Source organism: Streptomyces sp. NPDC050418 (assembly GCF_044458745.1).
Lineage (GTDB): Bacteria > Actinomycetota > Actinomycetes > Streptomycetales > Streptomycetaceae > Streptomyces.
In genome coordinates, this window is record NZ_JBITIG010000007.1 from 198,877 (window position 1) to 225,562 (window position 26,686).

Annotated in this window: 29 protein-coding genes; 15 read left to right on the forward strand and 14 right to left on the reverse strand. The window is 71.1% G+C overall.

Annotated features, from left to right (window positions below):
- The first annotated feature begins 180 nt into the window (after positions 1-180).
- From ACIBI4_RS18640 to ACIBI4_RS18675, 8 genes are all read left to right on the forward strand, one after another.
- Entirely contained in the window at positions 181-714 is a 534-nt protein-coding gene (locus ACIBI4_RS18640) for a hypothetical protein (RefSeq protein ID WP_399204998.1), read from the forward strand.
- 187 nt (positions 715-901) lie between these two features.
- Positions 902-1,414, forward strand: a complete 513-nt coding sequence (locus tag ACIBI4_RS18645; protein WP_399204999.1) for a toxin-antitoxin system HicB family antitoxin — start codon at positions 902-904, stop codon at positions 1,412-1,414.
- Positions 1,415-1,492: 78 nt separating this feature from the next.
- Entirely contained in the window at positions 1,493-2,335 is an 843-nt protein-coding gene (locus ACIBI4_RS18650; protein ID WP_399205000.1) for a DUF4097 family beta strand repeat-containing protein, read from the forward strand.
- Between the two features lie 93 nt (positions 2,336-2,428).
- Complete coding sequence (locus ACIBI4_RS18655) at positions 2,429-3,424, forward strand: ATP-binding cassette domain-containing protein (RefSeq protein WP_399205001.1); 996 nt, start codon at positions 2,429-2,431, stop codon at positions 3,422-3,424.
- Positions 3,421-4,245 carry an ABC transporter permease gene (locus tag ACIBI4_RS18660; RefSeq protein WP_399205002.1) on the forward strand — a complete coding sequence of 275 codons (825 nt, stop codon included), beginning with the start codon at positions 3,421-3,423 and terminating at the stop codon, positions 4,243-4,245. The genes ACIBI4_RS18655 and ACIBI4_RS18660 overlap by 4 nt, the downstream gene beginning before the upstream one ends.
- Before the next feature lie 108 nt (positions 4,246-4,353).
- Positions 4,354-4,926, forward strand: a complete 573-nt coding sequence (locus tag ACIBI4_RS18665) for a DM13 domain-containing protein (protein WP_399205003.1) — start codon at positions 4,354-4,356, stop codon at positions 4,924-4,926.
- 78 nt (positions 4,927-5,004) lie between these two features.
- Positions 5,005-5,826, forward strand: coding sequence for an SURF1 family protein (locus ACIBI4_RS18670; protein WP_399205004.1), 822 nt, complete (start codon positions 5,005-5,007; stop codon positions 5,824-5,826).
- A 156-nt stretch (positions 5,827-5,982) separates the two neighbouring features.
- A complete protein-coding gene (locus tag ACIBI4_RS18675; RefSeq protein WP_399205005.1) occupies positions 5,983-6,144 on the forward strand; it encodes a hypothetical protein in 162 nt (53 codons plus the stop codon).
- Positions 6,145-6,234: 90 nt separating this feature from the next.
- Here ACIBI4_RS18675 and ACIBI4_RS18680 read toward each other — a convergent pair whose 3' ends face one another.
- Entirely contained in the window at positions 6,235-8,034 is a 1,800-nt protein-coding gene (locus ACIBI4_RS18680) for a prolyl oligopeptidase family serine peptidase (RefSeq protein WP_399205006.1), read from the reverse strand.
- Positions 8,035-8,205: 171 nt separating this feature from the next.
- On the opposite strand from ACIBI4_RS18680, the gene ACIBI4_RS18685 reads away from it, so the two are divergent.
- Entirely contained in the window at positions 8,206-8,589 is a 384-nt protein-coding gene (locus ACIBI4_RS18685; protein WP_399205007.1) for a nuclear transport factor 2 family protein, read from the forward strand.
- A 41-nt stretch (positions 8,590-8,630) separates the two neighbouring features.
- On the opposite strand, the gene ACIBI4_RS18690 is transcribed toward ACIBI4_RS18685, so the two are convergent.
- The 4 genes from ACIBI4_RS18690 to ACIBI4_RS18705 all read right to left on the reverse strand — a co-directional run bounded on the left by ACIBI4_RS18690 (position 8,631) and on the right by ACIBI4_RS18705 (position 13,377).
- On the reverse strand, positions 8,631-9,899 hold the full coding sequence (locus ACIBI4_RS18690) for a hypothetical protein (RefSeq protein WP_399205008.1): 1,269 nt from the start codon (positions 9,897-9,899) through the stop codon (positions 8,631-8,633).
- The gene (locus ACIBI4_RS18695; protein WP_399205294.1) at positions 9,896-10,492 is read right to left on the reverse strand and encodes a SigE family RNA polymerase sigma factor; all 597 of its coding nucleotides are present in this window, start codon (positions 10,490-10,492) and stop codon (positions 9,896-9,898) included. The genes ACIBI4_RS18690 and ACIBI4_RS18695 overlap by 4 nt, the downstream gene beginning before the upstream one ends.
- A 546-nt stretch (positions 10,493-11,038) precedes the next feature.
- Entirely contained in the window at positions 11,039-12,109 is a 1,071-nt protein-coding gene (locus ACIBI4_RS18700) for an aspartate-semialdehyde dehydrogenase (RefSeq protein WP_399205009.1), read from the reverse strand.
- Complete coding sequence (locus ACIBI4_RS18705) at positions 12,106-13,377, reverse strand: aspartate kinase (RefSeq protein ID WP_399205010.1); 1,272 nt, start codon at positions 13,375-13,377, stop codon at positions 12,106-12,108. The genes ACIBI4_RS18700 and ACIBI4_RS18705 overlap by 4 nt, the downstream gene beginning before the upstream one ends.
- Before the next feature lie 357 nt (positions 13,378-13,734).
- Here ACIBI4_RS18705 and ACIBI4_RS18710 point away from each other — a divergent pair, with 357 nt between their 5' ends.
- Positions 13,735-14,469: a tRNA-dependent cyclodipeptide synthase gene (locus tag ACIBI4_RS18710; RefSeq protein ID WP_399205011.1), complete on the forward strand. Its 735-nt coding sequence runs from the start codon at positions 13,735-13,737 to the stop codon at positions 14,467-14,469.
- On the forward strand, positions 14,466-15,668 hold the full coding sequence (locus ACIBI4_RS18715) for a cytochrome P450 (protein WP_399205012.1): 1,203 nt from the start codon (positions 14,466-14,468) through the stop codon (positions 15,666-15,668). Before ACIBI4_RS18710 ends, ACIBI4_RS18715 begins: the two co-directional genes overlap by 4 nt.
- A gap of 79 nt (positions 15,669-15,747) precedes the next feature.
- On the opposite strand, the gene ACIBI4_RS18720 is transcribed toward ACIBI4_RS18715, so the two are convergent.
- From ACIBI4_RS18720 to ACIBI4_RS18735, 4 genes are all read right to left on the reverse strand, one after another.
- The gene (locus ACIBI4_RS18720) at positions 15,748-16,461 is read right to left on the reverse strand and encodes a DUF5063 domain-containing protein (RefSeq protein ID WP_399205013.1); all 714 of its coding nucleotides are present in this window, start codon (positions 16,459-16,461) and stop codon (positions 15,748-15,750) included.
- 74 nt (positions 16,462-16,535) lie between these two features.
- Positions 16,536-16,688, reverse strand: coding sequence for a hypothetical protein (locus tag ACIBI4_RS18725; RefSeq protein ID WP_399205014.1), 153 nt, complete (start codon positions 16,686-16,688; stop codon positions 16,536-16,538).
- A complete protein-coding gene (recR, locus tag ACIBI4_RS18730; protein ID WP_399205015.1) occupies positions 16,681-17,280 on the reverse strand; it encodes a recombination mediator RecR in 600 nt (199 codons plus the stop codon). The genes ACIBI4_RS18725 and recR overlap by 8 nt, the downstream gene beginning before the upstream one ends.
- 116 nt (positions 17,281-17,396) lie before the next feature.
- Positions 17,397-17,741, reverse strand: a complete 345-nt coding sequence (locus tag ACIBI4_RS18735) for a YbaB/EbfC family nucleoid-associated protein (protein ID WP_187814992.1) — start codon at positions 17,739-17,741, stop codon at positions 17,397-17,399.
- Between the two features lie 241 nt (positions 17,742-17,982).
- Between ACIBI4_RS18735 and ACIBI4_RS18740 the strand changes: the two genes are divergently transcribed.
- A complete protein-coding gene (locus tag ACIBI4_RS18740; protein ID WP_399205016.1) occupies positions 17,983-18,738 on the forward strand; it encodes an SLATT domain-containing protein in 756 nt (251 codons plus the stop codon).
- Between the two features lie 18 nt (positions 18,739-18,756).
- On the opposite strand, the gene ACIBI4_RS18745 is transcribed toward ACIBI4_RS18740, so the two are convergent.
- The 5 genes from ACIBI4_RS18745 to ACIBI4_RS18765 form a co-directional block, all read right to left on the reverse strand.
- Positions 18,757-19,407, reverse strand: coding sequence for a hypothetical protein (locus ACIBI4_RS18745; RefSeq protein WP_399205017.1), 651 nt, complete (start codon positions 19,405-19,407; stop codon positions 18,757-18,759).
- Positions 19,408-19,521: 114 nt separating this feature from the next.
- Entirely contained in the window at positions 19,522-21,924 is a 2,403-nt protein-coding gene (locus ACIBI4_RS18750) for a dolichyl-phosphate beta-glucosyltransferase (RefSeq protein ID WP_399205018.1), read from the reverse strand.
- A gap of 6 nt (positions 21,925-21,930) precedes the next feature.
- A complete protein-coding gene (locus ACIBI4_RS18755) occupies positions 21,931-22,605 on the reverse strand; it encodes a GntR family transcriptional regulator (protein ID WP_399205019.1) in 675 nt (224 codons plus the stop codon).
- A gap of 161 nt (positions 22,606-22,766) precedes the next feature.
- Positions 22,767-23,528: a hypothetical protein gene (locus ACIBI4_RS18760; RefSeq protein WP_399205020.1), complete on the reverse strand. Its 762-nt coding sequence runs from the start codon at positions 23,526-23,528 to the stop codon at positions 22,767-22,769.
- A 98-nt stretch (positions 23,529-23,626) separates the two neighbouring features.
- Positions 23,627-24,991: an aspartate aminotransferase family protein gene (locus tag ACIBI4_RS18765; RefSeq protein ID WP_399205021.1), complete on the reverse strand. Its 1,365-nt coding sequence runs from the start codon at positions 24,989-24,991 to the stop codon at positions 23,627-23,629.
- A gap of 167 nt (positions 24,992-25,158) precedes the next feature.
- Between ACIBI4_RS18765 and ACIBI4_RS18770 the strand changes: the two genes are divergently transcribed.
- The 3 genes from ACIBI4_RS18770 to ACIBI4_RS18780 all read left to right on the forward strand — a co-directional run bounded on the left by ACIBI4_RS18770 (position 25,159) and on the right by ACIBI4_RS18780 (position 26,681).
- Positions 25,159-25,806, forward strand: a complete 648-nt coding sequence (locus ACIBI4_RS18770; protein WP_399205022.1) for a DJ-1/PfpI family protein — start codon at positions 25,159-25,161, stop codon at positions 25,804-25,806.
- Positions 25,803-26,249, forward strand: a complete 447-nt coding sequence (locus ACIBI4_RS18775) for a MarR family winged helix-turn-helix transcriptional regulator (RefSeq protein WP_399205023.1) — start codon at positions 25,803-25,805, stop codon at positions 26,247-26,249. The genes ACIBI4_RS18770 and ACIBI4_RS18775 overlap by 4 nt, the downstream gene beginning before the upstream one ends.
- A 99-nt stretch (positions 26,250-26,348) precedes the next feature.
- Positions 26,349-26,681 carry a putative quinol monooxygenase gene (locus tag ACIBI4_RS18780; RefSeq protein ID WP_399205024.1) on the forward strand — a complete coding sequence of 111 codons (333 nt, stop codon included), beginning with the start codon at positions 26,349-26,351 and terminating at the stop codon, positions 26,679-26,681.
- Positions 26,682-26,686: the final 5 nt, after the last annotated feature.

The window sequence follows — 26,686 nt, forward strand, 5'->3', positions numbered from 1 at the left end:
TTCCGAAGTGGCGCCATCATGGCGCCATAAATGGCGCCGCGTCAACCGCGATATGGCGCGCATGGCGCCATCGAAGGCTCTTCCGTGGCGCCAGTGCGCCATTTCCCCTGCTCATCCGTATCCACACGGGGTGGCACCCCTCGCATCCCCCATGGCGCCACACGCGCCATAATTGGCGTCATGGACCTCACGCCCTATGTGGACACCCTTCGCCAGGAGCTGGCGAACGCCGCCGACGCCTCCGGCCCCGAGGCCCGTGACCTGGCCGAGCGGCTCTCCGTACCGCTGGAGTCGGCCGCGCGCCTGACCCTCCTGCACGCCCTGTCCGCAGCGATGGACGAGGTCACGCGCGAGCTCGCGCCCGGCTCGGTGGATGTACGGCTGCGCGGGCTCGACCCCGAGTTCGTGGTGACCAACCCGCCTACCGCCGAGCCCGCAATGCAGCTGCCCGAGCCGCCGCAGACCCCGCCGCCGGCCGCCGCGCCCGTGGCACCCGAGGCCGACGACGGCTCCATGGCGCGCATCAACTTCCGCCTTCCCGCCCACCTCAAGGCCCGGGTCGAGGAGGCGGCGGCGCGCGACAGCCTGTCGGTGAACGCCTGGCTCGTACGCGCCGCCTCGCAGGCCATCAACCCGGCACCCCGCCAGGAGCAGCCGTCCTCGGTGGCCCGTTCGCGGGGCGCGGGGCAGGGCTTCACGGGGTGGGTCAGCTAGGCGCCACTTCGGAGTCACTCCGGGGTCCCGAGCCCCTGGCCGTCGCTTGCACCGCGACGGCCAGGGGCTTTTCTGATTTCTCCCGAAGCGCCCCTGACCTGCACAGACGTCATCCTGACCACCCATCTGGCACCACACCGCGCCACGATCGCTTGACTTGGCACCACGATGGCGCCATAGTGGCGTCATGGACCTCACGCCGTACGTTGACACACTCCGCCAGGAGCTGGCGAACGCCGCCGAGACGGCCGGACCGGACGCCCGCGCCCTCGCCGAGCGGCTGACCTGGCCGCTCGAATCGGCCACCCGCCTCACGCTTCTCAACGCGCTGTCGGACGCCATGGCCGAGGTCACCCGCGAGCTCGCACCCGGCTCCGTCGGCGTACGGCTGCGCGGGACCGACCCCGAGTTCGTGGTGAGCACGCCTCAGCCGTACGAGGAGCAGCGCGCCACCACGCCGATGGCGCCGCCCACCCCGGCGGACCCGGCCGGTGTCCTCGACGCCGACGACAGCGGCACCGCCCGGATCAACCTCCGGCTCTCCGCCCACCTCAAGGCACAGGCCGAGGCGGCCGCCGCCCGCGAGGGGCTCTCGGTCAACGCGTGGCTCGGCCGCGCCGTGGCCGCCGCCCTGACGCCGGCACCCGCGGGCGCCCACCACCCGGACCACGCACGGGACTTCACCGGCTGGGCCGGCTGAGCACCACCCCAGGACTTCGCGCACAACCTCCGACCGCCCGCACCCCGCAGGCCTCAACACCCTTAGGAAGGACCCGAGATGACCAGCTACGAGACCTCCGGACCGATCACCCTCACCGTCGAGGGCGACATGATCAACCTGCGGGTCACCGCGAGCGAGCGCACCGACGCCACCGTCGAGGTGACGCCGACCAACGAGGGCGCCGACCGTGACGTACGCACCGCGCAGAACACCCAGGTCAGCCTCTCCGGCGGCCGGCTGCTCGTGAAGGCGCCGAAGTCGCGGTCCGTGTTCAACAAGTCGGGCGGTATCGACGTGACCGTCGAACTGCCGACGGGCTCCGCGCTGAGCAGCAACGCGTCGATGATCTACATCGACGGCCAGGGCCGCTTCGGCGACGTCGACGTCAAGACCTCGATGGGCAACGTGCAGCTCGACGAGGTGGCCGCCGCCACCATCAAGACCGGCTTCGGTGACATCCGGGTCGACCGCGCGAGCGGCCACGACCACCAGTTCAGCTCCGGCACGGGACGGATCGACCTCGGCGAGATCGACGGCCCCGCGACCGTGAAGAACAGCAACGGCGACACCGCCGTCGGCGTGATCAGCGGAAACCTGCAGGTCAAGTCGGCGAACGGCCGGATCAGCGTGGGCACAGCGAAGGGCGATGTCGTCGCCACGTCCGCCAGCGGCGGTATCCGGCTCGACCGGGTCGAGCGCGGCAGCGTGCGCTTCGAGACCTCGGTGGGCCCCCTGGAGATCGGGATCGCCGAAGGCACGGCCGCCTGGCTCGACGTGAGCACCAAGGCAGGCGCCGTCCGCAACACCCTCGGCACCGGCTCCGGTCCCGGCGCCGCCAAGGAGACCGTCGAGGTCCGCGGCCGCACCGCCGTCGGCGACGTGATCATCCGCCGCGCCTGAGCGGCACGCACCACGGCCGAGCACCGCACCCGCACCCGCACCACGCCCCCGTACTCCACCTTTCCGCTCCCGCGACCAAGGAGACAGACCGTCATGACGGCAGCCACCGCGGCTCCCGCGGCCATCACGGCCCTGGGACTGCGTAAGTCCTACGGCGACAAGGTCGTGCTCGACGGGATCGACATCACGATCCCGGAGGGGACCATCTTCGCCCTGCTCGGCCCGAACGGGGCCGGCAAGACCACCACCGTGGAGATCCTCTCGACCCTGATCGCCGCCGACGCGGGCGAAGCCCAGGTCGGCGGGTACGACATGGTCAAGCAGGCCGAACGCGTACGGAAGTCCATCGGCGTCACCGGACAGTTCTCGGCGGTGGACAACCTCCTCACCGCCGAGGAGAACCTGATGCTGATGGCCGACCTCAACCATCTGCCCAAGGCGGAGGGCAAGCGCCGCGCCGCCGATCTGCTCGCGCGCTTCGACCTCACGGAGGCCGCGCAGAAGACGGCCGCCACCTTCTCCGGCGGCATGCGCCGCAAGCTGGATCTGGCGATGACCCTGGTCGCGGCCCCCGGCATCATCTTCCTCGACGAGCCGACCACCGGTCTCGACCCGCGCAGCCGGCGCATCATGTGGGATCTGATCCGCGACCTCGTGCGCCAGGGCACCACGATCTTCCTCACCACGCAGTACCTGGAGGAGGCCGATCAGCTCGCCGACCGCATAGCGCTCCTCGACCACGGCAAGCTGATCGCCGAGGGCACGGCGGAGGAGCTCAAGCGGCTCATCCCCGGCGGGCATGTGCGGCTGCAGTTCGCCGAGGCCGCCCAACTCGCCGCGGTCAGCGGCCTGTTCGGCGTCGCCCGCGCCGACGAGGAGGCACTGACGCTGGCGATCCCCAGCGACGGCTCGACCGCCAACCTCCGCGCCATCCTCGACGTTCTCGACGGTGCCGACGTCCACGCCGAGTCCCTGACCGTGCACACCCCCGACCTGGACGACGTCTTCCTGACCCTCACGGGCCGCCCCAAGGAGGAGCTCTCCGAAGGCTCGCCCATCCCCGACCAGCCGAAGGAGTCGTCCCGATGAGCACCGCGACCCTCACCCGCCCCGAGACGACCGCCGGCCGCTCGACCGCCGTGCGCGACTCGCTGACGATGCTGCGCCGCAACCTCAAGCACATGCAGCGCTACCCGGCGATGACGGTCTCGATCCTCGTCATGCCGCTGATCTTCCTGCTGCTCTTCGTGTACGTCTTCGGCGGCGCGATCGGCACGGGCACGCTGGGCCCGGGCACCGACCGCGGCGACTACATCAACTACATGGTGCCCGGCATCATCGTGATGACGGCGACCGCGGGCGCGGTGGCCACCGCCGTCTCCGTCTGCACGGACAAGACGGAAGGCATCATCAACCGCTTCCGTACGATGTCGATCTCCCGTGGCGCGATGCTCAGCGGGCATGTGCTGGGCAGCACCATCCAGGTCACGGCCGTACTCACTCTGATCACCGGCGTCTCCCTGGCGATCGGCTTCCGTCCGGACGCCTCGTTCGTCGAGTGGGTCGCCGCCGCCGGGCTGCTGATCTTCCTGGCCCTGGGCCTGAGCTGGCTCTGCGCCGGCATGGGCATGAACGCCAAGACCCCGGAGTCCGCGTCCAACGGGCCGCTGCCGCTGACGCTGCTGCCGCTCATGGGCAGCTCGCTCGTGGACCCCGCCTCGATGCCCGTCGGCCTGAAGTGGTTCGCCGAGAACCAGCCCTTCACGCCGATCACCGAGACCGTGCGCGGTCTGCTGATGGGCAGCGAGATCGGCAACAACGGCTGGATCGCCCTCCTGTGGTGCGCGGCCCTCGTCCTGTTCGGCTACTGGTGGGCGCTGCGCGCGTACAACAAGACCGTCACGAGGTGACGGAAGTCTTACGGCACCGTCCTTCCGCGACCGGACCGGCCGCTCGCTCCGTTGAATACGGGGAGAGCGGCCGGTCCGGTCGTTCGCCTGTCTTGTGTGGAGGACCTGATGTCCCGTCTCCGTGGATCCCTGAGACCGCACTACGTGGTGAGCGCGGCGGTGGCCGGTGCGGTGCTGCTCGGGTTCGGTCTGTACTGGTTCCAGCCGTGGAAGCTGGTGCAGGACGAGACGGTGAACGAGGCACTCCCTGAGGCGACCCCCGTGGCACCTTCCACCGCCCCCTCCTCGGCCCCGTCCTCGTCGCCCTCGCCCTCCGCCGCGCGCGGGCCGAAGACACTGGCCCGAGGGGACTTCATCAGCCATGAGCACGCCACGCGCGGCGGTGTACGGGTGCTCGAACTGGCCGACGGCTCCCGTGTTCTGCGGCTGACCGGCCTCGACACCAGCAACGGCCCCGACCTGCGGGTCTGGATCACGAACGCGCCGGTCAAGGAGGGCAAAGCGGGCTGGCACGTCTTCGACGACGGCAAGTACCTCAGCCTCGGCAAGCTCAAGGGCAACAAGGGCGACCAGAACTACACGATCCCCGCCGGCGTGAACCTCGCGGACTACGGGAGCGTGTCGATCTGGTGCGACCGCTTCGACGTGTCGTTCGGCGCGGCGGAGCTGCGGGAGGCGTAGAGGTACGGGCAGGGGGGTGCGGGCGGCGTTCGGGCCCCGGGACCGAGGCGCCGCGGGCGGGGCCGTACCGTGGAGGGCGTGTACCGCTTCCTGCTGACGCCGCGCTGGTGGGGGATCAACGTCTTCCTCGTCCTCGCCATCCCCTTCTGCATCTTCATGGGGTCCTGGCAGCTCGGCCGTTTCGAGGACCGCGTCGAGGGCCAGCGCACGGCGGAGAAGCAGAGCGAGCAGGCCGGCAAGGGCGCGGCGCACCCGCTCGCCGATCTGCTCCCCGTCACCAAGGACACCTCCGGGCGGCGGGCCGAGGTGAGCGGGACATGGGCGGACCAGTTCACCGTCCCCGACCGCGAGCTCGACGGGAAGCGCGGCTACTACGTACTCGGTCTCCTGAAGACCGACCAGGGCAAGGCGGTCCCGGTGGTCCGCGGCTGGCTGCCCGCCGGCACGGAGGAACCGGCCGCGCCGACCGGCGCCACCCGTCTGACCGGTTCGCTGCAGGCCTCCGAGAGCGCGGGCAGCGGCGGGGTGAGCGCGGCGGGCGGACTGCCCGAGGGCCAGCTCGGCATGATCAGCGCCGCGTCGCTGGTCAACCTCGTCCCGTACGACGTCTACGACGCCTGGCTCACCGCCGACCGCGCCACGAACGGCCTGAGCGCGGTCCCGCCGAAGGCGCCCCAGGGCAGCGGCCTGGATCTGAAGGCCTTCCAGAACCTCGGCTACACCGGCGAGTGGTTCATCTTCGCGGGCTTCGTGCTCTTCATGTGGTTCCGCCTGTTCCGCCGCGAGACGGAGTTCGCCCGCGACGCCGAACTGGGCCTGGCGCCCGCGGGCCCCGCGGTGGCGGCCGACGCACCGGCCCCGACCCCGGCCGACGCCGACCGCACCACCACCGACGCCTGACGCACCGGTCCCGGACGGCCACGGCCGGCCGCGGCCCCCGACGCCTACGGCGCGGGCCGCCGCCGATGTTCACGATTGCGCCAAGTGGCCGAACCCCCGCAGCAGGGGGACAGTGGAGGACGTATGCCGCTTCCGGCGCAAGGAGGACAGTGGATCATGGCCAAGCACGCCCACGACCACCCCAAGGACCCTCAGAACTCCAAGCTCTCCGCGGCCCAGGCCCGCTCCAAGGGCACCAAGCCCGAGGTGCAGTCCATCAGCGCGAAGACACGAGGAATGCAGCAGAGAGTCCAGGCCCGCCGCCAGGGCAACCGCTGACCCCGCGCTGACGGGTACCCGTCCCACCAGGAGCCCCGGCCCGTCCCGGCCGGGGCTCACCCCTGTCCGGGGGCTCGCTCGCCCCGCGTCTCACCCCAGATGCCGCCCCGCGAACTCGATCTCCAGGCGGACCTGCTTGATGCGCTCGTCCACCACCAGCGAGCCGTGCCCCGCGTCGTACCGGTACACCTCGTGGACCGCGCCCCGGGAGACGAGCCGGTCCACGTAATGGTCGATCTGGCGGATCGGGCAGCGCGGGTCGTTGACGCCCGCGGCGATGTAGACCGGGGCCTTCACCGCATCGACGTACGTGAGCGGGGACGAGGCCTCGTACCGCTCCGGGACCTCCTCCGGGGTGCCGCCGAGGAGCGTGCGGTCCATCGACTTCAGGTTCTCCATCTCGTCGTGGTACGCCGTCACATAGTCCGCGACCGGGACGGAGGCCAGGCCGAGGGACCAGGCGCCGGGCTGGGTGCCGAGGCCGAGCAGCGTGAGATAGCCGCCCCACGAGGCGCCCGCGAGGATCAGCCGGGAAGGGTCGGCGAGGCCGGAGGCCACGGCCCACTCGCGGACCGCCGCGATGTCCTCCAGCTCGATGAGGCCCACGCGGTGCTTGAGCGCGTCGGTCCACTCCCGGCCGTAGCCCGTCGAACCGCGGTAGTTGACCCGGACCACCGCATAGCCGTGGTCCACCCAGGCGGCCGGTCCCGCCGCGAACTCGTCACTGTCGTGCCAGGTCGGGCCGCCGTGGATGTCGAAGACCGTGGGGAACGGGCCTTCGCCGGACGGGCGCTGGACCAGTGCGTGGATCCGGCCGCCCGGACCCTCCACCCACACGTCCTCGACCGGGACCGAGCCGGGTGCCTTCAGGCCGGGCGGGTCGAGGACCACCTCACCCGTGGTGGAGCGGACCGCCGGCGGGAGGGCCGCCGAGGACCACAGGTACTCGACGGTCCCGTCGGGCCGCGCCGTCGCCCCGCCCACCGAACCGGGCGGGGTGTCGATCCGGGTCAGCGCGCCCGCGGCCAGGTCGTACCGGTAGAGCTCGCTGCGGGCCTCGAAACTGTGGCCGACGAGGAGCCCGGAGCCGTCCGGATACCACTCGGCGCTCACGTCCCCGGGCAGGTCGAGGCTCAGCTCCGTCTGCTCGCCGCTCGCCACGTCCCAGATCAGCGGCTCCCAGCGGCCGCGGCGCTGGTGGCCGATGAGCAGCCGGGTGTCCCCGTCGACCGGTGCGAAGCCGAGCACTTCGAGGCCGAGCTCCTCGCTGCCGCCCTTCGAGTCGTCCAGCTCGGCGACCGTCGAGCCGTCGAGCCGGACGATCCGCAGCGCCGCGTGCATCGCGTCGCCGTGCTCGGTGTGCTCGATGGCGATCAGCGTCCCGTCGTGGGACAGGTCGCCCACCCCGGCCGACTCGGCGTGCCGGTAGATCTCGTCGGGCGCTCCCCCGTCCCGTACGACATGCAGGGTCGTGCCGTCCTCGTCCGTGGAGCGGCCGACGACCACCACCGCGCCGTCCCGGCTGAGCGCGAGCCCCGCGGGATACGAGGGGGCGAGCCCGGGCACGGCCGGTTCGTCCGCGCCGCCGGTGAAGGGCTGGCGCATCCAGACGCCGAACTCGTCCCCGTCCGTGTCCGCGAACCACCAGATCGCCCGGCCGTCGGGGGTGAGCACGCCGTCCGTCGTCCCGTTCGGCCGGTCGGTGACCTGGCGCTGCCCGCCCGTGCCGCGGTCCCAGGCGTACAGCTCATACGTCCCCGTCGCGTTGGAGACGAACAGCGAGCGCTCCGGTGCGTCCTCCGCCCAGTCGGGCAGCGAGACGCGCGGCGCGCGGAAGCGCTGCTCCCAGGCGGGGACGTCGGTGGCGGTGGCGGGGCTGTCGTTGTTCATGAGCCCATGAAACCCGATCTCCGCCGATGCCGTGCGAGCCTGTGGATAACTTCGGCGGCGCCGCCGCCCGGCACGCATCCGGCACGCGTCCGGCACTGGTACGGCACCGGTACGGCACCGGTCCGCCGCCCGTCCGGCCCGATTGTCAGTGCCACCCGGCACACTGCCCTCATGACCCCACCCACCGCACTACGCAAGGCAGTTGAGACCTACTGGGCCGCGGCCGAGGCCCGGGACTGGGCGGCGTTCGGGGAGACCCTCGCCGATGACGTCGTTTACGAGATGCCGCAGTCCCGCGAGCGGATCCGTGGCAAGGAGAAGTATCTGCGGTTCAACCGCGAGTACCCCGGCGACTGGCACCTCCGCGTGCTGCGCATCGTCGCCGAGGAGCACGAGGCGGTGAGCTGGATCCATGTCACCGAGGGGCTGCGCGAGCTGTACGCGGTGAATCTGTTCACGGCCGACGCGTCCGGCCGGATCGTGGCGATCACCGACTTCTGGCCGGAGCCGTACGAGCCGCCGTTCGCCCGCGACCACCTCACCGAGCGCTACTGAAGAGGATCTCCACCAGGAAGACCACCGAAGCCGCCGAGCCGTCAGGAGGCGGGCAGCGCCTCGGTCCGGTAGATCGTCCCTGCACACGCGTTGGAGATCTTCGCGTCCACCGTGGGTGCACCCGGCTCGGCGGTGTGGGTGATCGACACACTGCCGTCCGAGGTGCCGCCCTCCTCCGTGACGAGCTGCGTCTGCATATCGGAGCCGGTCTGCCCGGAGCCGCCCACGTCCCCGGCGTTCTCGCTGGGGGACGGGTCGGGCGACGGGTTCGTGGTGGGGCAGGGAGCCGACGGCACCCAGGCGAACTGGACCTCGTACGACTGCCCGGGCTGCAGGACGACCGAGCCCGGTTCCGCGGACGGCGCGGGCAGCCCGCCCGCCGGGTCGCCCGCCGCGTGGTCCACGACCCTGATCTTGGTCTGCTCGGCCGCGCCCTGCGCCGCGAAGGTGACGCTGCCCGAGCCCCCGACGGCGCAGGCGGAGGTGGAGGTGTTGGCGACCTTGAAGCTGCCGTAGACCGAGCCGTCGGGGTGCGCGGCACCGGTCGAGGACGTGGGCTCGGCCAGCATCGAGGCATCGCACACCGGCGCGTCGGCGGAGGCGTCACCGGTCGGGCTGGTGCCCGCGGAGGCGCCGCTGGACGCGGTGTCGCCCGTGCCCGGCTCGTCGTCGCCCTTGCCCTTGTCCTTGTCCTTCTTGCCGTCCTTGCCGGACTCCTTGCCACCGCCGGTGTCGCCGGAGCCGGCGCCCTGGGCGTCCCCGTCCTCACCCGGCATGTTGGAGGAGTCGCCGGCCCCGATCAGGCTGTCGTCGGACGCCGGTGATGTGGCGACGTGAAAGACGGCCGGCACGGCGGTGCCGATGAGCAGTGCCGCGGCCGCCATGCCGACGACGGCCTGCCGCTTGCGGGCCCGTCGCGCGGGGACGGCACGGCGCAGATGCGCCAGCGCATCGTCCGAGGGCGCGATGTCCTGGACCGCACCGCGCATCATCCGCCGCAGGGCCACCTCGTCGGGGCCGAGGCCCTGCCGCGAGGCATCCTGTCCTGGCCGGTCGGGGTCGTACTCGGGGCCGCTCGCGCCGTTCACCGTTCCGTACCCACCATGCTGTTGATGCTGTCCGTACTGCTCGTACTGCTCGTGGTGCCCGTACTGCTCGTGCGGCTCGCCCTGCTCATGCCGCTCGTGCCGCTCCGGTCCGTGCTCACGTCCCGCCCAGGACGCGCCACGGCCGCCCCGACCGTACCGGCCGTTGGGGCTCTGCCCGTCATCGGGGCGCCGGCCCGGCCCGTCGCCTCGGTGCTCGCTCATGACGACGCCTCCATGGCGACGCGCAGCGCCGCGATGCCGCGCGAGCCGTAGGCCTTGACGGAGCCGAGCGAGATGCCGAGGGTCTCGGCGACCTGCGCCTCGGTCATGTCGGCGAAGTAGCGCAGCACGAGAACCTCGCGCTGGCGCCGCTGCAGCCCGCGCATCGCCTTGATGAGCGCGTCACGCTCCAGCTGGTCGTACGCGCCCTCCTCCGCGCTCGCCATGTCCGGCATCGGCTTCGACAGGAGCTTCAGGCCGAGGATGCGGCGGCGCAGCGCGGACCGGGACAGGTTGACCACGGTCTGGCGCAGATACGCGAGGGTCTTCTCCGGCTCGCGCACCCGCTTGCGCGCGGAGTGCACGCGGATGAAGGCCTCCTGGACGACGTCCTCGCAGGAGGCCGTGTCGTCGAGGAGCAGCGCGGCGAGGCCGAGCAGGGAGCGGTAGTGCTGACGGTAGGTCTCGGTGAGGTGGTCGACGGTCGTGCCCGCGGCGGTGGCGTCAGTGCCCGCTGCCATGGCGTCGTCAGCGCCGTCGCGCTGGCTGGGTATGCGGGCAGGCCGCGTCGCGGGCATGGGCGCGATCACCGGCATGCCGCTGTCGTCGCCGCGGCTGCGCGGTGGTGCGCCTGCCGCAGACGGTCGCGGGCGCCGCTGCGCGCGCGGCCCTGCGAGGGCCATGGAGAACTCGAGTACCTCTGCCACGCCTGTTGGACACGCTTCCCCCCGTCAGGGTTGTACGTGTGTGGCATCACGTTTGCGGCGGATTTCGCCCATGACGTGGTGTCAGATGCCGTCATACGTACCAGCTCTTCCCCTATGCCCCATTTACTGCGGCGCTCAAAGAGGGCGTCGGCATAGACGCTCCCCGCCATGTGCCCGGTTGCACATCGACGGGGAGGAGTTCCGGCGCCCGGAGCGGTCCCGGCCGAAGTGGCCTGGACCTGTGACCCGCACACACAACTTACACAGAAGTTATGCCGGACGAGGAGGCCGGACGGAGGTCGAAGTGCCCTTTAATTCGGGCATTTTGGCCCCATCCGGGATCACCGGGCAAAGCTCCGGGTTCACCGAGGCAAACGGAGAATTCGGGCGCCTTCACCCGGGGTGCAGGTCAGCCGGAAGGCCCGCGAAAGATGATCAAGCGGACCACTCGGCGGCGATCAGCTCCGCGATCTGCGCCACGTTCAGCGCGGAGCCCTTCCGCAGGTTGTCGCCGCAGACGAAGAACTCCAGGGCCTGCGGATCGTCCAGGGAGCGCCGTACGCGCCCCACCCACGTCGGGTCCGTGCCCACCACGTCGGCGGGCGTGAGGAACTCGCCGGCCGCCGGATTGTCGAAGACGACGACGCCGGGCGAGGTCGACAGGATCTCGTACGCCCGCTCCACGGTGATCTCATGCTCGAACCGCGCGTGCACGGCGAGCGAGTGCGTGGTGATCACGGGGACGCGCACACAGGTCGCGCTGACCTTCAGCTCCGGGCGGTCCAGGATCTTCCGGGACTCATTGCGGATCTTCATCTCCTCGGAGGACCAGCCGCCCTCCGCGAGCGCGCCCACCCACGGCAGCACATTGAACGCGATCGGCTCGGGGAACGGCCCGGTGGCGTCACCGACGGCGCGGCGCACATCACCCGGCGCGGTCCCCAGCTCCGTACCGGCGACGAGCTTCGTCTGCTCGCGCAGCGCCTCGATCCCGGCGAGCCCGGCGCCGCTCACGGCCTGGTACGAGGACACGACCAGCTCACGGAGCCCGAACTCGGCGTGCAGCGCGCCCACCGAGACGATCATCGAGAGCGTCGTGCAGTTGGGTACGGAGACGATGCCGCGCGGACGGACCCGTACCGCGTGCGGATTGACCTCGGGCACCACGAGCGGCACATCCGGGTCCATCCGGAAGGCCGCGGAGTTGTCCACGACGACCGCGCCCTTGGACGCGGCGATCGGCGCCCACTGGGCCGCCACCTCGTCGGGGACGTCGAACAACGCGATGTCCACGCCCTCGAAGGCTTCCTCCGAGAGTGCGTGGACCTCGACTTCCTCACCGCGCACGGCCAGCATCCGCCCGGCCGAGCGCGCGGAGGCGATCAGCCGGATCTCGCCCCAGATGTCCGCGTGCTGGGACAGGATCTGGAGCAGGACCGTGCCCACGGCGCCGGTCGCCCCGACCACGGCAAGGGTCGGGGCGGCCCGGTGCCGCGGCTGGTTCATCGCCCGGTGCCTCCGTAGACCACGGCCTCGTCCGAGTCGCTGTCCAGACCGAAGGAGGTGTGGACGGCGCGCACGGCCTCGTTGACGTCGTCGGCGCGGGTGACGACCGAGATACGGATCTCCGAGGTGGAGATCAGCTCGATGTTCACACCCGCGTCGGAGAGCGCCTCGAAGAATTGCGCGGTGACGCCCGGGTTGGTCTTCATGCCCGCGCCGACCAGGGAGATCTTGGCGATCTGGTCGTCGTAGCGCAGCGAGTCGTAGCCGACCTGCGCCTTGATCTTCTCCAGCGCGGCGGTGGCCTTCCTGCCCTCGGCCTTGGGGAGCGTGAAGGAGATGTCGGTCAGGCCGGTGGAGGCCGCCGACACGTTCTGCACGATCATGTCGATGTTGATCTCGGCCTCGGCCACGGCACGGAAGATGTGCGCGGCCTCGCCCGGCTTGTCGGGCACGCCGACGACGGTGACCTTCGCCTCGGAGACGTCATGGGCGACGCCCGAGATGATCGCGTGCTCCACCTTGTGATCCCCTTGCGGCTCGTTGCTGACCCACGTACCCGGAAGACCCGAGAACGAACTGCGCACGTGGATCGGAATGTTGTATCGGCGTGCGTACTCGACGCAGCGGTGCAGGAGCACCTTGGAGCCGGAGGCGGCGAGCTCCAGCATGTCCTCAAAGGAGATCCAGTCGATCTTCTTCGCCTTCTTCACCACACGCGGGTCGGCGGTGAACACACCGTCGACGTCCGTGTAGATCTCGCAGACGTCCGCGTCGAGCGCGGCGGCGAGGGCGACGGCGGTCGTGTCCGAGCCGCCGCGGCCGAGCGTGGTGATGTCCTTGGAGTCCTGGCTGACGCCCTGGAAACCGGCGACGATCGCGATGTTGCCCTCTTCGAGGGAGGCGCGCAGACGGCCCGGCGTGACATCGATGATGCGCGCTTTGTTGTGGACCGAGTCGGTGATCACGCCTGCCTGGCTGCCGGTGAACGACTGGGCCTCGTGGCCCAGGTTTTTGATCGCCATCGCCAGCAGGGCCATGGAGATCCGCTCTCCCGCGGTCAACAGCATGTCGAGCTCGCGGCCGGCAGGGATCGGGGATACCTGCTCGGCGAGATCGATCAGCTCGTCCGTCGTGTCGCCCATCGCGGAAACCACGGCCACGACCTGGTGGCCGTTCCTCTTGGCTTCCACAATCCGCTTGGCGACGCGCTTGATGCCCTCGGCATCGGCTACGGAGGAGCCTCCGTACTTCTGCACGACAAGGCTCACGTGCGCTCCTCGCTCAGTCCATAGGTGGTCGGCTCAGTTTAACGAGCGGGCCGCCTCGGCCCGGCGGCGGCCGCATCGTGAGATGTCCCGCTCACGACGTGATCACCCAGGCCCCGGCCCGCTCCGGTGAGGCATCTGCCCTCGGGGTGCGTGGAGCACTCGGAACGTGTCCTGGTTCACAGAGTGGAGCCGTCGCCTCCGCACCGCAACGAAATCCGCAGCGAGTCGTCCGACCGGTCGGCCGGTCAGTATCCGTTGACGCCTCTGAGTAGCCCGTTATTAACTGTCCGTCGTCGTTGCCACACCAGGGGCACAAGGCCCCATTGGGACTAGCAGCGGCCAAAGGAATCACCTCAGTTGACAGCTGCGACCGTTCTCGAGATCCAGCCGTTCACCCAGAAATTCCACGTCGCCCCCTACACCGCGCATTGCCGGGTCATCTGCGAGGACGGCGATCATGCCGTCATCGGGGTCTCCCCCGGCAACAGCTATTTCTCGGCCCGGCGCATCCAGGACCTGGCCCAGTGGGGCCTCGCCCTCTTCCGGCAGGTCGACTTCGTCTATACGGATCTGTACGTCGCCGAGATGTACGAGGCGTTCGGCTATCCGCCCGACGAGGCCCGCCGGAAATTCATCAAGAATCTGCGGGGCGTCCGCGCGAAAGTGAACAACGCCGTCGAGGCGCTCGACCCCGAGGGCGTGCGATTGCGCGCCCGGCCCATGTCCTCGTTCACGGAGAACCCCGCGTACAAGGAGATCCACAGCCACCTCCAGGACCGTCTCGCGCACGACGACGATTTCCGCAGCACGTGCGACGCGCTCGTCGACACCTTCCTCTCCTCGAAGGTGCTCGACGGCGCCAAGGCCACGGAGCAGCAGCGCGAGGTCTGTCTGCGGTACGTGTGCGCCGAGGCGCCGCTGTTCCTGGACACGCCCGCGATCCTCGGGGTCCCGTCCTCGCTGAACTGCTACCACCAGCTCCTGCCGATGGCCGAGCTGCTCTACTCGCGCGGCCACGGCCTGCGCGCCTCCCGCAATCAGGGGCACGCGATCGTGACTCCCGCCGAGTCCGCCCAAGGAGAGACCGCATGACCGCGCCGACACTCGCCCTCGACAAGCTGCTCGACTTCCCGTTCTCCGCGCGCGGCGATCAGCTCCCGTACCAGGTGGAGGAGTTGCGTGAGAAGACTCCGATACGCCGCGTACGGACCATCGCCGGTGACGAGGCCTGGCTGGTCTCGTCGTACGCGCTGTGCAAGCAGGTCCTGGAGGACCGGCGCTTCAGCCTCAAGGACACCTCGGCGCCCGGGGTGCCGCGGCAGTACGCGCTGACGATCCCGCCCGAGGTCGTCAACAACATGGGGAACATCACGGGCGCCGGGCTGCGCAAGGCCGTCCTCAAGGCGCTCAACCCGAAGGCGCCCGGGCTGCAGGACTTCCTGCGCTCGTACGCGGCCGAACTGATCGGCTCGTTCACGGCACAGGGGGCGCCGGCGGATCTGCGCGAGCAGTTCACCGACCCGTACTCCTCCGGTCTGCACTGCCACATCCTCGGCATCCCGCCCGAGGACGGCGCGAAGCTGATGCGCAGCCTGCACATCGCGTTCATGAACTCGGCCTGCCCCATCACGGGCGCCAAGCTCAACTGGGACCGCGACATGGCCTACATGGTCGAGCGGCTCGACGACCCGGCGACCACGGGTCTGATGGCCGAGCTCGCGGCGCTGCGCGAGGACCCGGAGTACGCGCACCTGACGGACGAGATGCTGGCGACGGTCGGCGTGACGATGTTCGGCGCGGGGGTCATCTCCACCGCCGGCTTCCTCGTCATGGCCGTCGTCTCGCTCTTCCAGCATCCACAGCTGTGGACGGAGCTGCGCGAGGACCGCTCGCGGATCCCGGCGGCCGTGGACGAGCTGCTGCGGATCAACCTCTCGATCGCGGACGGGCTTCCGCGCCTGGCGACCGAGGACATGCAGGTCGGCGACGTGCTGGTGAAGCAGGGGGAACTCGTCCTCGTACTCCCCGAGGGCGGCAACTTCGATCCCGAGGCCTTCGCCGACCCCCGGAAGGTGGACCTGGACCGGCCGAACAACGCGCAGCATCTGTCGTTCGGCGGCGGGCAGCACTACTGCCCGGCGACCGCGCTCGGCAAGAAGCACGCGGAGATCGCCATCGAGGCGCTGCTCGACCACACTCCGGAGCTCCGTCTCGCCGTGCCCATCGAGCAGTTGGTGTGGCGTACGGGCTTCATGAAGCGGCTGCCGGAGCGGCTGCCCGTGATGTGGTGACGGTCCGCTGACATACGTGAGGCCGGTGAGGCGATCCCTCACCGGCCTCACGTCGACGGCTACTTGCCTCCGTATACGCCTACTTGACCGGGCGCAGGCCCAGCGGACCGGCGATCTCCTCCACCATCACCTTGCCGGCCTCCTCCGCCAGCGCGTCCTCGCCGAGGTCCTGGTCGGTGTCGAGGCCGTCCAGCTCCTCCAGGGGCTGGTTGAGGCGGACATGCGCGACGAGGGACTGCAGGGCGCGCAGCGAAGCGGAGGCGGTGGAGCCCCAGTTGGAGAAGTAGGAGAACTGCCACCACCACAGCGCCTCGGTGGTGCGGCCCGCGCGGTAGTGCGCCATGCCGTGCCGCAGATCGGTGATCACATCGGCGAGATCGTCGGAGATACGGCAGGCCACCGGGGCCTTGCGCGGCTCGTACGGGTCGAAGACCTCGGAGTACACATCGACCGGGTCGAGCATCGCGGCGAGCCGCTCGCGCAGCTCGTCGACATCCGGCTCCGGGCCCAGGTCCGGCTCGTAGCGCTCGTCCGGGACGATGTCCTCGTGCGCGCCGAGACGGCCGCCCGCGAGCAGCAGCTGGGAGACCTCGAGGAGCAGGAACGGCACCGCCGAGTCCGGCTCGTCGCCCTTGGCGACCTCGGTCACGGCGACGATGAACGACTCGACCTGGTCCGCGATCTGGACCGCGAAGTCATCCGGGTTCTGCGCGGCGGCGTGCGGCAGCGGGGTGCCGGCCGCCGCGGCGTCCGCCGTGGCGGCGGGATCAGCCGTAGAAGACGACGAAGACATAGCGAGCTCGACCTCCCATGGATGCGCCATGCAGAGGCGCCGTAACGTCACCGAACATCTCGTCACCGAACATCTCAGACATCAAGCAGCCGCCTTCCCTCGAAGGCGCGCCCCAGGGTGACCTCGTCCGCGGCCCCTCTTTTCTGCACCCCTCGCACTGCTTCGCAGGCAGCGGGGTGCTGCGCCGGACTCCGTCCGACGAGAGGGTGGCGGGCGACGTCACACATCAAGCAGCCGCCTTCCCTCGAAGGCGCGCCCCAGGGTGACCTCGTCCGCGTACTCCAGATCGCCGCCGACCGGCAGGCCGCTGGCGAGGCGGGTGACCTTCAGGCCCATCGGCTTGATCATGCGGGCCAGGTACGTGGCCGTGGCCTCGCCTTCGAGGTTGGGGTCCGTGGCGAGGATCAGCTCGGTGACCGTGCCGTCCGCGAGGCGGGCCAGCAGCTCCCTGATCCGCAGATCGTCCGGGCCGACGCCCTCGATCGGGCTGATCGCCCCGCCCAGGACGTGGTAGCGGCCGCGGAACTCGCGGGTCCGCTCGATCGCCACGACGTCCTTCGGCTCCTCCACCACGCAGATCACCGCGGCGTCGCGGCGCTCGTCACGGCAGATGCCGCACTGCTCCTGCTGCGCCACATTGCCGCAGACGCTGCAGAAACGGACCTTGTCCTTCACTTCGAGCAGGGCGTGCGCGAGCCGGCGCACATCCGTCGGCTCGGCCTGCAGGATGTGGAAGGCGATCCGCTGCGCGCTCTTGGGACCGACGCCGGGCAGCCTGCCCAACTCGTCGATGAGGTCCTGGACCACGCCTTCGTACAACGGACTGCCTTCCTCTGATCCCTCGGGGATTGCTTGATACGTACGGTAGTTGGTGCGCCGGACCCGCAGAAGGCCCGTTGCCGACTGTCACTTGGACGGGCGCACCTCCGGCGGGACTAGAACGGGAGTCCGGGAATGCCGCTGCCGCCGCCGAGGCCCTGCGCGAGCGGGCCGAGCTTCTGCTGCTGCAGCGTCTGGGCGTTCTCGTTCGCCGCCTGGACCGCGGCGACGATCAGGTCCGCGAGGGTCTCCGTGTCCTCGGGGTCCACCGCCTTCGGGTCGATGACGAGGCCGCGCAGCTCACCGGAGCCGGTGACGGTGGCCTTCACCAGGCCGCCGCCCGCCTGACCGTCGACCTCGGTCCGTGCGAGCTCCTCCTGCGCCTGGGCGAGGTCCTGCTGCATCTTCTGGGCCTGCTGCAGCAGCTGCTGCATATTGGGCTGGCCACCACCGGGAATCACGATCGGCTCCTGCTCTCGTCTGGTCCTGCCGGGTCCTGCCGGTCTCTTGCCACGAGCCTACGTGCTCGCCGGGCGGCACGCCCCGGCACTCTTTCGAGTGACGAGAAGGTGCCCTATACCCGATGAACGCCCACGTACGGACGGAAAACCCGCCGTAACGCCCCCATGCCCACCCATTGGGCGGTAGGAAGATGCCTGCACATCTGTCCCAGCCGTACCAATACGCAAAGGGAGTACCGGTGTGAGCCAGCCGGGGATGCAGCCCGAGAGCCCGCCGCCGGGCGGGCACGACGAGGGTGCGCCCGCCCAGGGCGCGGGCCGTGAGGGGTCGAAGGATCTCACCGCGCGGCCGTTTCCGCTCGGCGACTGGGGCGAGCCGGCCGAGCGTCTGGACGAGCTGTACCGGTGGGTCGAGGACGGGGCGCTCGCCACCGCGGACTGGTATCTGACCGACCGCGGCTTCAAGCGGCGCGGGGCACGGGTGCTGCGCACCGGTGCGGCGCTCGGCGGGGTGGCCGCGGCCGCGCTCCCCCTGCTCGACCTGACGTCGGCGGTCTCGGGCGCCGCGCCCTGGGGCTATCTGTCGCTGCTCCTCGCGGTGGCCTGCATCGGCTGCGACCGCTACTTCGGGCTGACCTCCGGCTGGATAAGGGACGTGGCCACGGCCCAGGCCGTCCAGCGCCGGCTCCAGACCCTGCAGTTCGACTGGGCCTCGGAGTCCGTCCGCGAGGTGCTCGGCCCGACGGACGGCACGGCGGGCGAGGCGGCGGAACGCTGTCTGGGCGTCCTGCGCCGCTTCTCGGAGGACGTGACGGAGCTCGTGCGGACGGAGACGGCGGACTGGATGGTCCAGTTCCGCTCGGGCCACGCCCCCCTCCTGATGCAGGCAGCAGCCGCCTCGGCCCCCCGCACGGAGGGCCCCGCCCCCACCCGCTTCCCGCTCCCCCCGGGCAGCCGCCCGAACATGCCGCGCCAGCGGCCGCCGGACGCGCGGTGAGGTTGCCGGCGCTCCGGTTCAGCTGAACACGATCATCGACCCCTGCCCCAGGCTCCGCGTCACCGCCGCGTGCAGGCCCAGCCACACGTGCCGTTCCCGGGCGAACGGGCTGGCGTCGTAGGGGGCGGGGGCCGCGGGTTCTTCGAGTTCCGTGGGGTGTGGGGGCGGCGTGGGGGCCGGTGGGGGGTTGGCGGGGTCCAGGCCCAGGGCCGGGGCCACCAGTTCGAGTTCGCGCAGGAGGGACTGGGCGGAGCCCAAGGGGCCGCCCGATTCCAGGAGTTCGTCGCTGACCAGGGGCGTCGGGAAGTCGACGGGGACGTAGGCGCCCGCGTGGTCGTAGTGCCAGACCAGGTGGGACTGCTGTGCCGTCGACTCGAACATCTCCAGCAACTGCTCGTAGTCGCCGCCCAGTTCGTCGACCGGGGTGACCGCGAGGCCGCAGATCTGGAGCAGGTAGGCGCGGCGCAGGAAGTGCAGCGCGTCGTAGTCGAAGCCCGCGACCGGAGCCACGTCGCCGGAGAGGCCCGGCATGTACGAGAAGACCGGGACCGGTGGCAGTCCCGCCTCGGCAAGGACCTTGTCGTAGAGCGCCAGCTCTTCGGAGAAGGGATTGTCGGGGCTGTGGCAGAGCACATCGACAAGGGGGACCAGCCACAGGTCACAGGCCAAGGGAGCTCCTAGGGTCGCCGTGCGCGTGCGGGCAGCGTAGTCGGTGGGGTGCGCTGTGTGCAGGGCTTCGGCCACAGCCTCGTACACCGGCCACCTCTCGTATACCCATCGCTCCTACGAGCCGTACGACACGTCCCAGACCCACATCCCGCCCACGAACTCCGGCTGCTGCCCGCCGAGCAGCCGTGTCACCGTCTCGCGCAGCGCGTCCTGGTGGTGCTGCGGGGCGAGGACCAGGACGCCCGCCTTCCAGAACGCGAGGTCCTCACGGGCCTGGGCCTGCCAGGACGGGCCGAGCGCGGGGACCTCGCCCGTGCCGCGGACCTCCGCGAGCAGCGCCGAGGTGTGGCGGGGCACGGCACCGTAGATGCCCTGGCGCTCGGGTCCGTACGGGCCGTTGAAGTAGCCGCCGGGGAGCTTGAAGCCGAGGCCGGCGGCCGTCTGCCAGTGCAGGGGCTCCGCGACGCCCGGGTCCGGGAGCGGTACGGGCACGAGGGTCTCGCCCTCGTCGATGTACGAGGCGTAGGTGCCGTCCGCGATGAACGCGGGGACCGGGATGCGGTCCACGGCCTTCAGCGGCAGCGGGATGATCGGGAGCAGCGCGGCCGCGACGGCCGCGCACCCCCACACGCGATGCGCCCGCCGCGCGGTCCGCAGCCGGGCCAGGGCTAGCGCGACGAGCAGTCCGAGGACGGGGGCGCAGATCATCGCGAGGCGGGACTCGATGACCGCGGAGAGCAGCGGCTGGTGCGCGAGCGCCCGCCACGGTCCGGTGACGGTGATCGCCGTGCCGGGGATGTCGAAGCGCGAACCGAGCGAGAGCAGGGCCGCGGCGAAGCCCGTGAAGGCGAGCGCCTTCACCAGCGCGCGGTCCCACAGGCGCACGACGATCCCAACCGCGAGGGCGGCGAGCGGCCAGCCGTAGAAGGCGTTCTGCTCGGTGATGTTCATCGCGAGCGACTGCGAGTTCTCCCGGTCGCCGGCCAGCGAGCGCTCAGCGAACGAGACGAGGGCCAGCGGGCTGTTGCCGGTGTTGGACCCGTGCAGCACGTCCGAGTAGCTCTGCGGCCCGAAGAACTGCCACCACAGCGGGAGCGCCACGATCGGCGCGGCCACCGCGGCCGCGATCCCGAGCCCGCGCAGCACGGGCCGCCACACGGCGGCGAACACATCGCGCCGTACGAGCGAGTAGCCCGCCGCGAAGAGCAGCAGCCCCATCGCCGCGAGCAGCAGCGGCTCCTCGCCGAGGAAGATCTGGTACGCGGCGAAGAGCCCGAGCAGCACCCCGTCCCGTACGACCCGCTCGCCGTGCACGAGCCGCAGCGCCCGGTCGATGATCAGCGGGATCATGAAGAGGACGATGAAGTTCGGGTGCGCGTTGGCGTGGCTGATCATCGGCGGCGCGAAGGCCGCGAGGGCCGCGCCGATGGCCGCGGGGACCCTTTCCCGTACGGCATGGCGGCGGATCAGCCAGTACCAGGCGTACGCGGTCGCGGCGAGGCCGAGCGTCATGACGAGCTGGAGCGAGAGCGCCGGGCCGAAGAGCGCCGTGACCGGGGCGAAGGGGACGGAGAGCCCCAGCATCACCGTGTTCGCCATCAGGTTCACACCGTCCGGGAACCCTTGCAGGTCCGTGAACAGCGGGTTCTGCAGGTTCAGGATGTTGTGGGCGGTGACGTCGAAGAACCACTCCCACTGGTTCTGGTCCTGCAGCGCGTCCGGCAGATAGCGGCCGTCGGGGTCACTCCAGCGGTTCTTGTAGAGCAGGAACGACGCGAGGACGAAGAGCCCGGCGACGGCGAGCGAGCCGCGGTCGAGCGTGCGCGCCTTGAGGACGGCGAGTTCGCGCAGTACGGAGAAGTAGTCGCGGGCGCGGACCTTCGAGCCGTCCTGATGGGACCAGCGCACCGGGACCTCCGCCACGGGCAGTTGCTCACGACGGAAGTACTGCAGGACCTCGACGTCGATCGCCCAGCCGTCGAGCCGGGAGTGCGCGAACGCGGCGCGGGCGCGCTCGCCGTCGAAGAGCTTGAAGCCGCACTGCGTGTCCCGTATGCCGGGCACCGCGAGCAGCCGGATCAGCAGGTTGCCGGTGCGGCCCAGCGCCTCGCGGACGGGGTGCTGGTGGTGCTCGATCCGCGCCCCGGCCGCCGCGCGCGAGCCGATCGCCGCGGCGTGCCCGTCGGCGAGCGCCTTGTCGAGGCGCTCCAGCTCGCTGATCGGGGACGCCAGGTCCGCGTCGGTGATCAGGACGCGCTCGCCGCGCGAGGCGAGCACCCCGCGGCGCAGCGCGTGCCCCTTGCCGTGGTTGACGTCGCCGGGCAGCACCCGGATCCGCGGCTCGGCGACGGAGGCCTCCATGGCTATCCGGCGGGTGGCGTCGTCGGAGCCGTCGTCGACGACGATCAGCTCCCAGCTGCGGGTGTCAGCGAGGTGCTCGGTGATCGCGTCGAGGGTCGGGCGCAGCCGCTCCTGCTCGTTGTACGCCGGGACGACGACCGTCAGCTCCAGGGCCAACGGGACTCACCCCGCCAGCTTGTCGACGAGGTCGAGCGAGTGGCGGTTGTACGCGGTGATGAGGTCGTACGCCGCCGGGGCGTCACGTCGCCCGACCGCGTCCACCAGTTCGGTGTGGCCGCTCCACAGGCGGCCTTCGAGGGGGCCCGCGGCGCGCAGCAGCGGCACCGCGAAGGCCCAGGCCTGGACGCGCAGCCGGTGCAGGAAGTCGGTGAGATAGGCGTTGCCGAACAGCGAGCTCAGTTCGCGCCAGAAGCGCAGGTCGTAGCCGATGAGCACATTGAGGTCGCCGCTCGCGGCCGCCCGCGCGGACTCCTCGGCCCGGCGGCGCACGGACACGAACGAGTCCTCGGGCCGGTGGATCCCGCGCTCGGCGATGCCGCGGAAGATCGCCTCGGCGACCAGGGTGCGGGCCTCGACCATGCCGCGGTAGTCGTCCGCCGTGTACTCGTGGACCTTGAATCCGCGGTGCTGCGCGCTGTCGAGCAGGCCCTGCGCGGACAGGTCGACGAGGGCCTCACGCACGGGCGTCGCGGAGACCCCGTACTGCTCGGCGATCTCCTTGACGGTGAACTCCTGGCCCGGGGCGAGACGCCCCGCGAGCACCTCGTCACGCAGCGCGTCCGCGATCTGCTGGCGCAGCGTACTGCGGGTCACCGCAGAGCTGCCGGCCGTGCGCATCGTGGGTTTCCCTCCCCGGGTGGCGCCTTGGGTGCGCGGTCAACACCCGCGCCCGTGCACCTTACGCGCCCGTGGCCGGGCGCACCGCCCCCGCGCGCCCCCGCACCGCGGCGGTGCGGGCCTTCGCGGGGGCCCCGGCCTCTTCGGGAAGGGCTCCGGAGTTACGGGTTGGCCTTGCGCTGCTCGCACCGCTCCTCGGACTCGGGGATGCCGTCACCGGCGCGGTAGTCGTGGTGCGGGACCGCCGCCACCTTGCCGTCCGCGGTGCCCATCGACAGGCATGACGGGGCGAACGGGACGCTCAGGTCGAGGGTGAACCGGACCGCGCCGGCCGACTCCGCGGGCGCGACAAGGCGCTCGGCGGGGTAGCCGAGGTCCCGCAGGGTGTCCGCGACGGCCGCCGGGGTGAGCCCGGCCCGGCCCTCCAGGGCCTTGGTGACGCGCTTCGTGTGGGTGTCGGACACGCACTTCTCGACCTTGTCGAGCTTGGCCTGCTCGCGCTCCCAGTCCGCCTGGTCCTCGCGACCGGCCTCGTCGCCTTCCTCGGCTTCCTTCAGGTCGTCCGGGCCCGGCTTCTCCGTACTGTCGCCGGGCAGCGGCACCGGCTCCTTGCCCGGCTCCTCGTCGGACGTACCCTCCTCGGGCAGTGTGCCGCCGTCCTGCGGAAGGTCCTTGAGCAGCTCGGCCGGGTCCTGGCCGCCGCAGTCCACCTGCACCGTGCGCAGCGCCTCGGGGAGCGTGAACGCCGCCCGCAGCTCGTCGGGCGAGCCCGGTTCGGGTGAGGTCTCCGGGTTGGCCGCCGCCTCGGCCTGTACCTTCGAATCCGCCGCGTCCGTACGCGTACCGTCCGCGTTCTGCGCGCCGCAGGCCGCGAGCGTCAGCGTGCTGACGGCGGCGATGACCAGGAGGGGAAGTCGTCTCATGCCGGTCAGTCTCGGTTCGCGCAACCGCGGCGGGAATGAGTACGCATACTCACCCCCGCCCGGTCCCGCTACCCAACTCCCGCCGCCCTGGGGCACCGTCAGCCGGTGACGTACTCGTCCGCGACCGACAGCGCGTGGTCCAGCGCCGTCAAGCCCTCCTTGGCCTCGGCCTCCGTGATCGTGCAGGCCGGGACCACGTGCGTGCGGTTCATGTTGACGAAGGGCCACAGGCCCTCCTTCTTGCACGCGGCCGCGAACGCGCCCATGGGCGCCGCGTCCGCCCCGCTCGCGTTGTACGGCACGAGCGGTTCGCGGGTCTCGCGGTTCTTCACGAGCTCCAGGGCCCAGAAGACACCCATGCCGCGCACCTCGCCGACCGACGGGTGGCGGGCGGCCAGCTCGTGCAGGGCGGGGCCGAGCACGTCCGCGCCGATCTTCGCGGCGTGGCCGACGATGCCCTCCTCCTCCATCACGTTGATCGTCGCGACGGCGGTGGCGCAGGCCAGCGGGTGCCCGGAGTAGGTCAGTCCGCCCGGGTACGCCTTGCGCGCGAAGGTCTCCGCGATGGCCCCGTTGACGGCGACGCCGCCCAGCGGCACGTAACCCGAGGTCACGCCCTTGGCGAAGGTCAGCAGGTCGGGGGTGACGTCGAAGTGCTCGGCGGCGAACCACTTGCCCGTACGCCCGAACCCGGCCATGACCTCGTCGAAGACGAGCACGATGCCGTAGCGGTCGCAGATCTCGCGGACGCCCGGGAGGTAGCCCGGCGGCGGCACCATGATCCCGGCCGTGCCGGGCACGGTCTCCAGGATGAGCGCGGCGATCGACTGCGGGCCCTCGAAGGCGATGGTGTCCTCGAGGTGCTGCAGCGCGCGGGCGCACTCCTGCTCCTCGGTCTCCGCGTGGAACGGCGAGCGGTAGAGGAACGGCGCCCAGAAGCGCACGACGCCCGCCGAGCCCGTGTCGGAGGCCCAGCGGCGCGGGTCGCCGGTGAGGTTGATGCCGGTGGCCGTGGCGCCGTGGTACGAGCGGTAGGCGCTGAGGATCTTCGGGCGGCCGGTGTGGATCCGGGCCATGCGCGCGGCGTGCTCGACGGCCTCGGCGCCCGCGTTGGTGAAGAAGATCTTGTCCAGGTCGCCCGGGGTGCGCTCGGCGATGAGGCGTGCGGCCTCGGAGCGCGCCTCGACCGCGAAGGCCGGCGCGAACGTCGTCATCGTCGCGGCCTGCTCCTGGATCGCGGCGACGACCTTCGGGTGCTGGTAGCCGATGTTCGTGTAGACGAGCGCGCTGGTGAAGTCGAGGTACCGGTTGCCCTCGTAGTCCCAGAAGTGCACGCCCTCGGCTCCGGCCACGGCGAGCGGGTCGATCAGTTCCTGGGCGGACCAGGAGTGGAACACGTGCGCGCGGTCGGCGGCCTTGACGGCGGCGCCTTTCGCGAGGTCAGCAGCTTCATGAGGGGTCATGGACCGAGGGTAGGTGTCCGCGATACGGACATTCCATCGGCGCCCTGTACGGCGTCGGGGCGTCGTCCTCGACAGGGCGTCGAGCCACCGTCTCTTGACAGCTTGCTGTCATTACGACAAGATGCTGTCAAGCGAACGGTACGAACCGTGACCGCCGGGAGGCAGAGATGACCCGCAAGCCCGCACACATCGCCGTCTACGACACCTTCGCCGACTGGGAGACCGGGTACACCACGACCGGTCTCGTCCGGACCGGCTACCCGACCCGGACCGTCGGCGCCTCCACCGCGCCCGTCACCACCATGGGCGGTCTGCGCGTCACACCCGATCTCGCGCTGGACGGGCTGCGGCCCGAGGACAGTTCGCTGCTCATCCTCACGGGCGCCGACCTGTGGGACACGGGCGACGATCTCGCCCCGTTCGCCCGCAAGGCCCGCGAGTTCCTCGACGCCGGCGTGCCCGTCGCCGCGATCTGCGGCGCGACCGCGGGGCTCGCCCGCGAAGGGCTGCTCGACGACCGCGCGCACACCAGCGCCGTCTCCTTCTACCTCGACGCCACCGGCTACAAGGGCGGCGAGCACTACGTGGACGCGGACGCGGTGACCGACGGTGTCCTCGTCACCGCCGGCCCGACCGAGCCCGTCGCGCTCGCCCGCGAGGTCTTCGCCCTGCTCAAGGTGTACGAGGGCGAGGTGCTCGACGCGTGGTACCGGCTGTTCCATGACTCGGACGCCTCGGCGTTCGAGGTACTCGAAGCCGCCGAGCAGGCCGCGGAGTCCGGGGCTTCCAGGCAGGACGGACAGGACGGACAGTGAGCGAGCGGGCGGGCGAGCTGCTCAGCCGCAGCGCGCTCGGGGTGTTCCGGCTGAACGGGCAGTTCCTCGCGCTCAGCGAGAAGCTGGCGGCGCCCGCGGGCCTGACCGCCGCGTGGTGGCAGGTCCTCGGGGCCGTCCTGCACGAGCCGCGCACGGTGTCCGGGATCGCGCGGACCATGGGGATCACCCGGCAGAGCGTGCAGCGGATCGCGGACCTCCTGGTCGACAAGGGCCTCGCGGCGTACGAGCCGAACCCGGCACATCGCCGCGCCAAGCTGCTCGCGCCCACGTCCGCCGGGCGCGAGGCCATCGCGCTGCTCGCCCCGGGCCACGCGGCGTTCGCGGCGCGGCTCGCGGCGGAGCTGGGCGAGGCGGAGCTGGCGGAGACGGTGGCCGTCCTGGAGCGGCTGTCGGAGGTGCTCGACCGGCTCTCGGAGCAGTGATCCGCCGCCGTCGACGTGCGGGGCCGACTGGCAGGAATTCGCGGTCGGTTGCCGTCCGTCCGCTGGCAGCGGAGGCCGTACGGAGCCGAGGATCGGCGCATGACGCAACCGGTGACCCCGCCCGAGACGCACGCCGTGATCACGAGAGTGAGCGAGGCGCGCGTGCGCCCCGAACGCTTCGAGGACTTCCGGGAGTTGATCGTCTCCGCGGTCCGCGAATTCCCCGACCACAACCCCGGCCTCGTCTCCCATGAGGTACTCGTCGATCCACCGCATTCCCTGCTCTACGTGAGCCGTTGGCGCAGCGAGGAGGATCTGGCCGCGTACGCGGGAGCGGCGTGGCGGGAGCAGCCGGTGATGCTGCCGGGCGAGGAGGACTACCTCCTCGAACCGCTGCGGGTACGTCATTTCACCCACAGCCCATTGGACTGATCGGC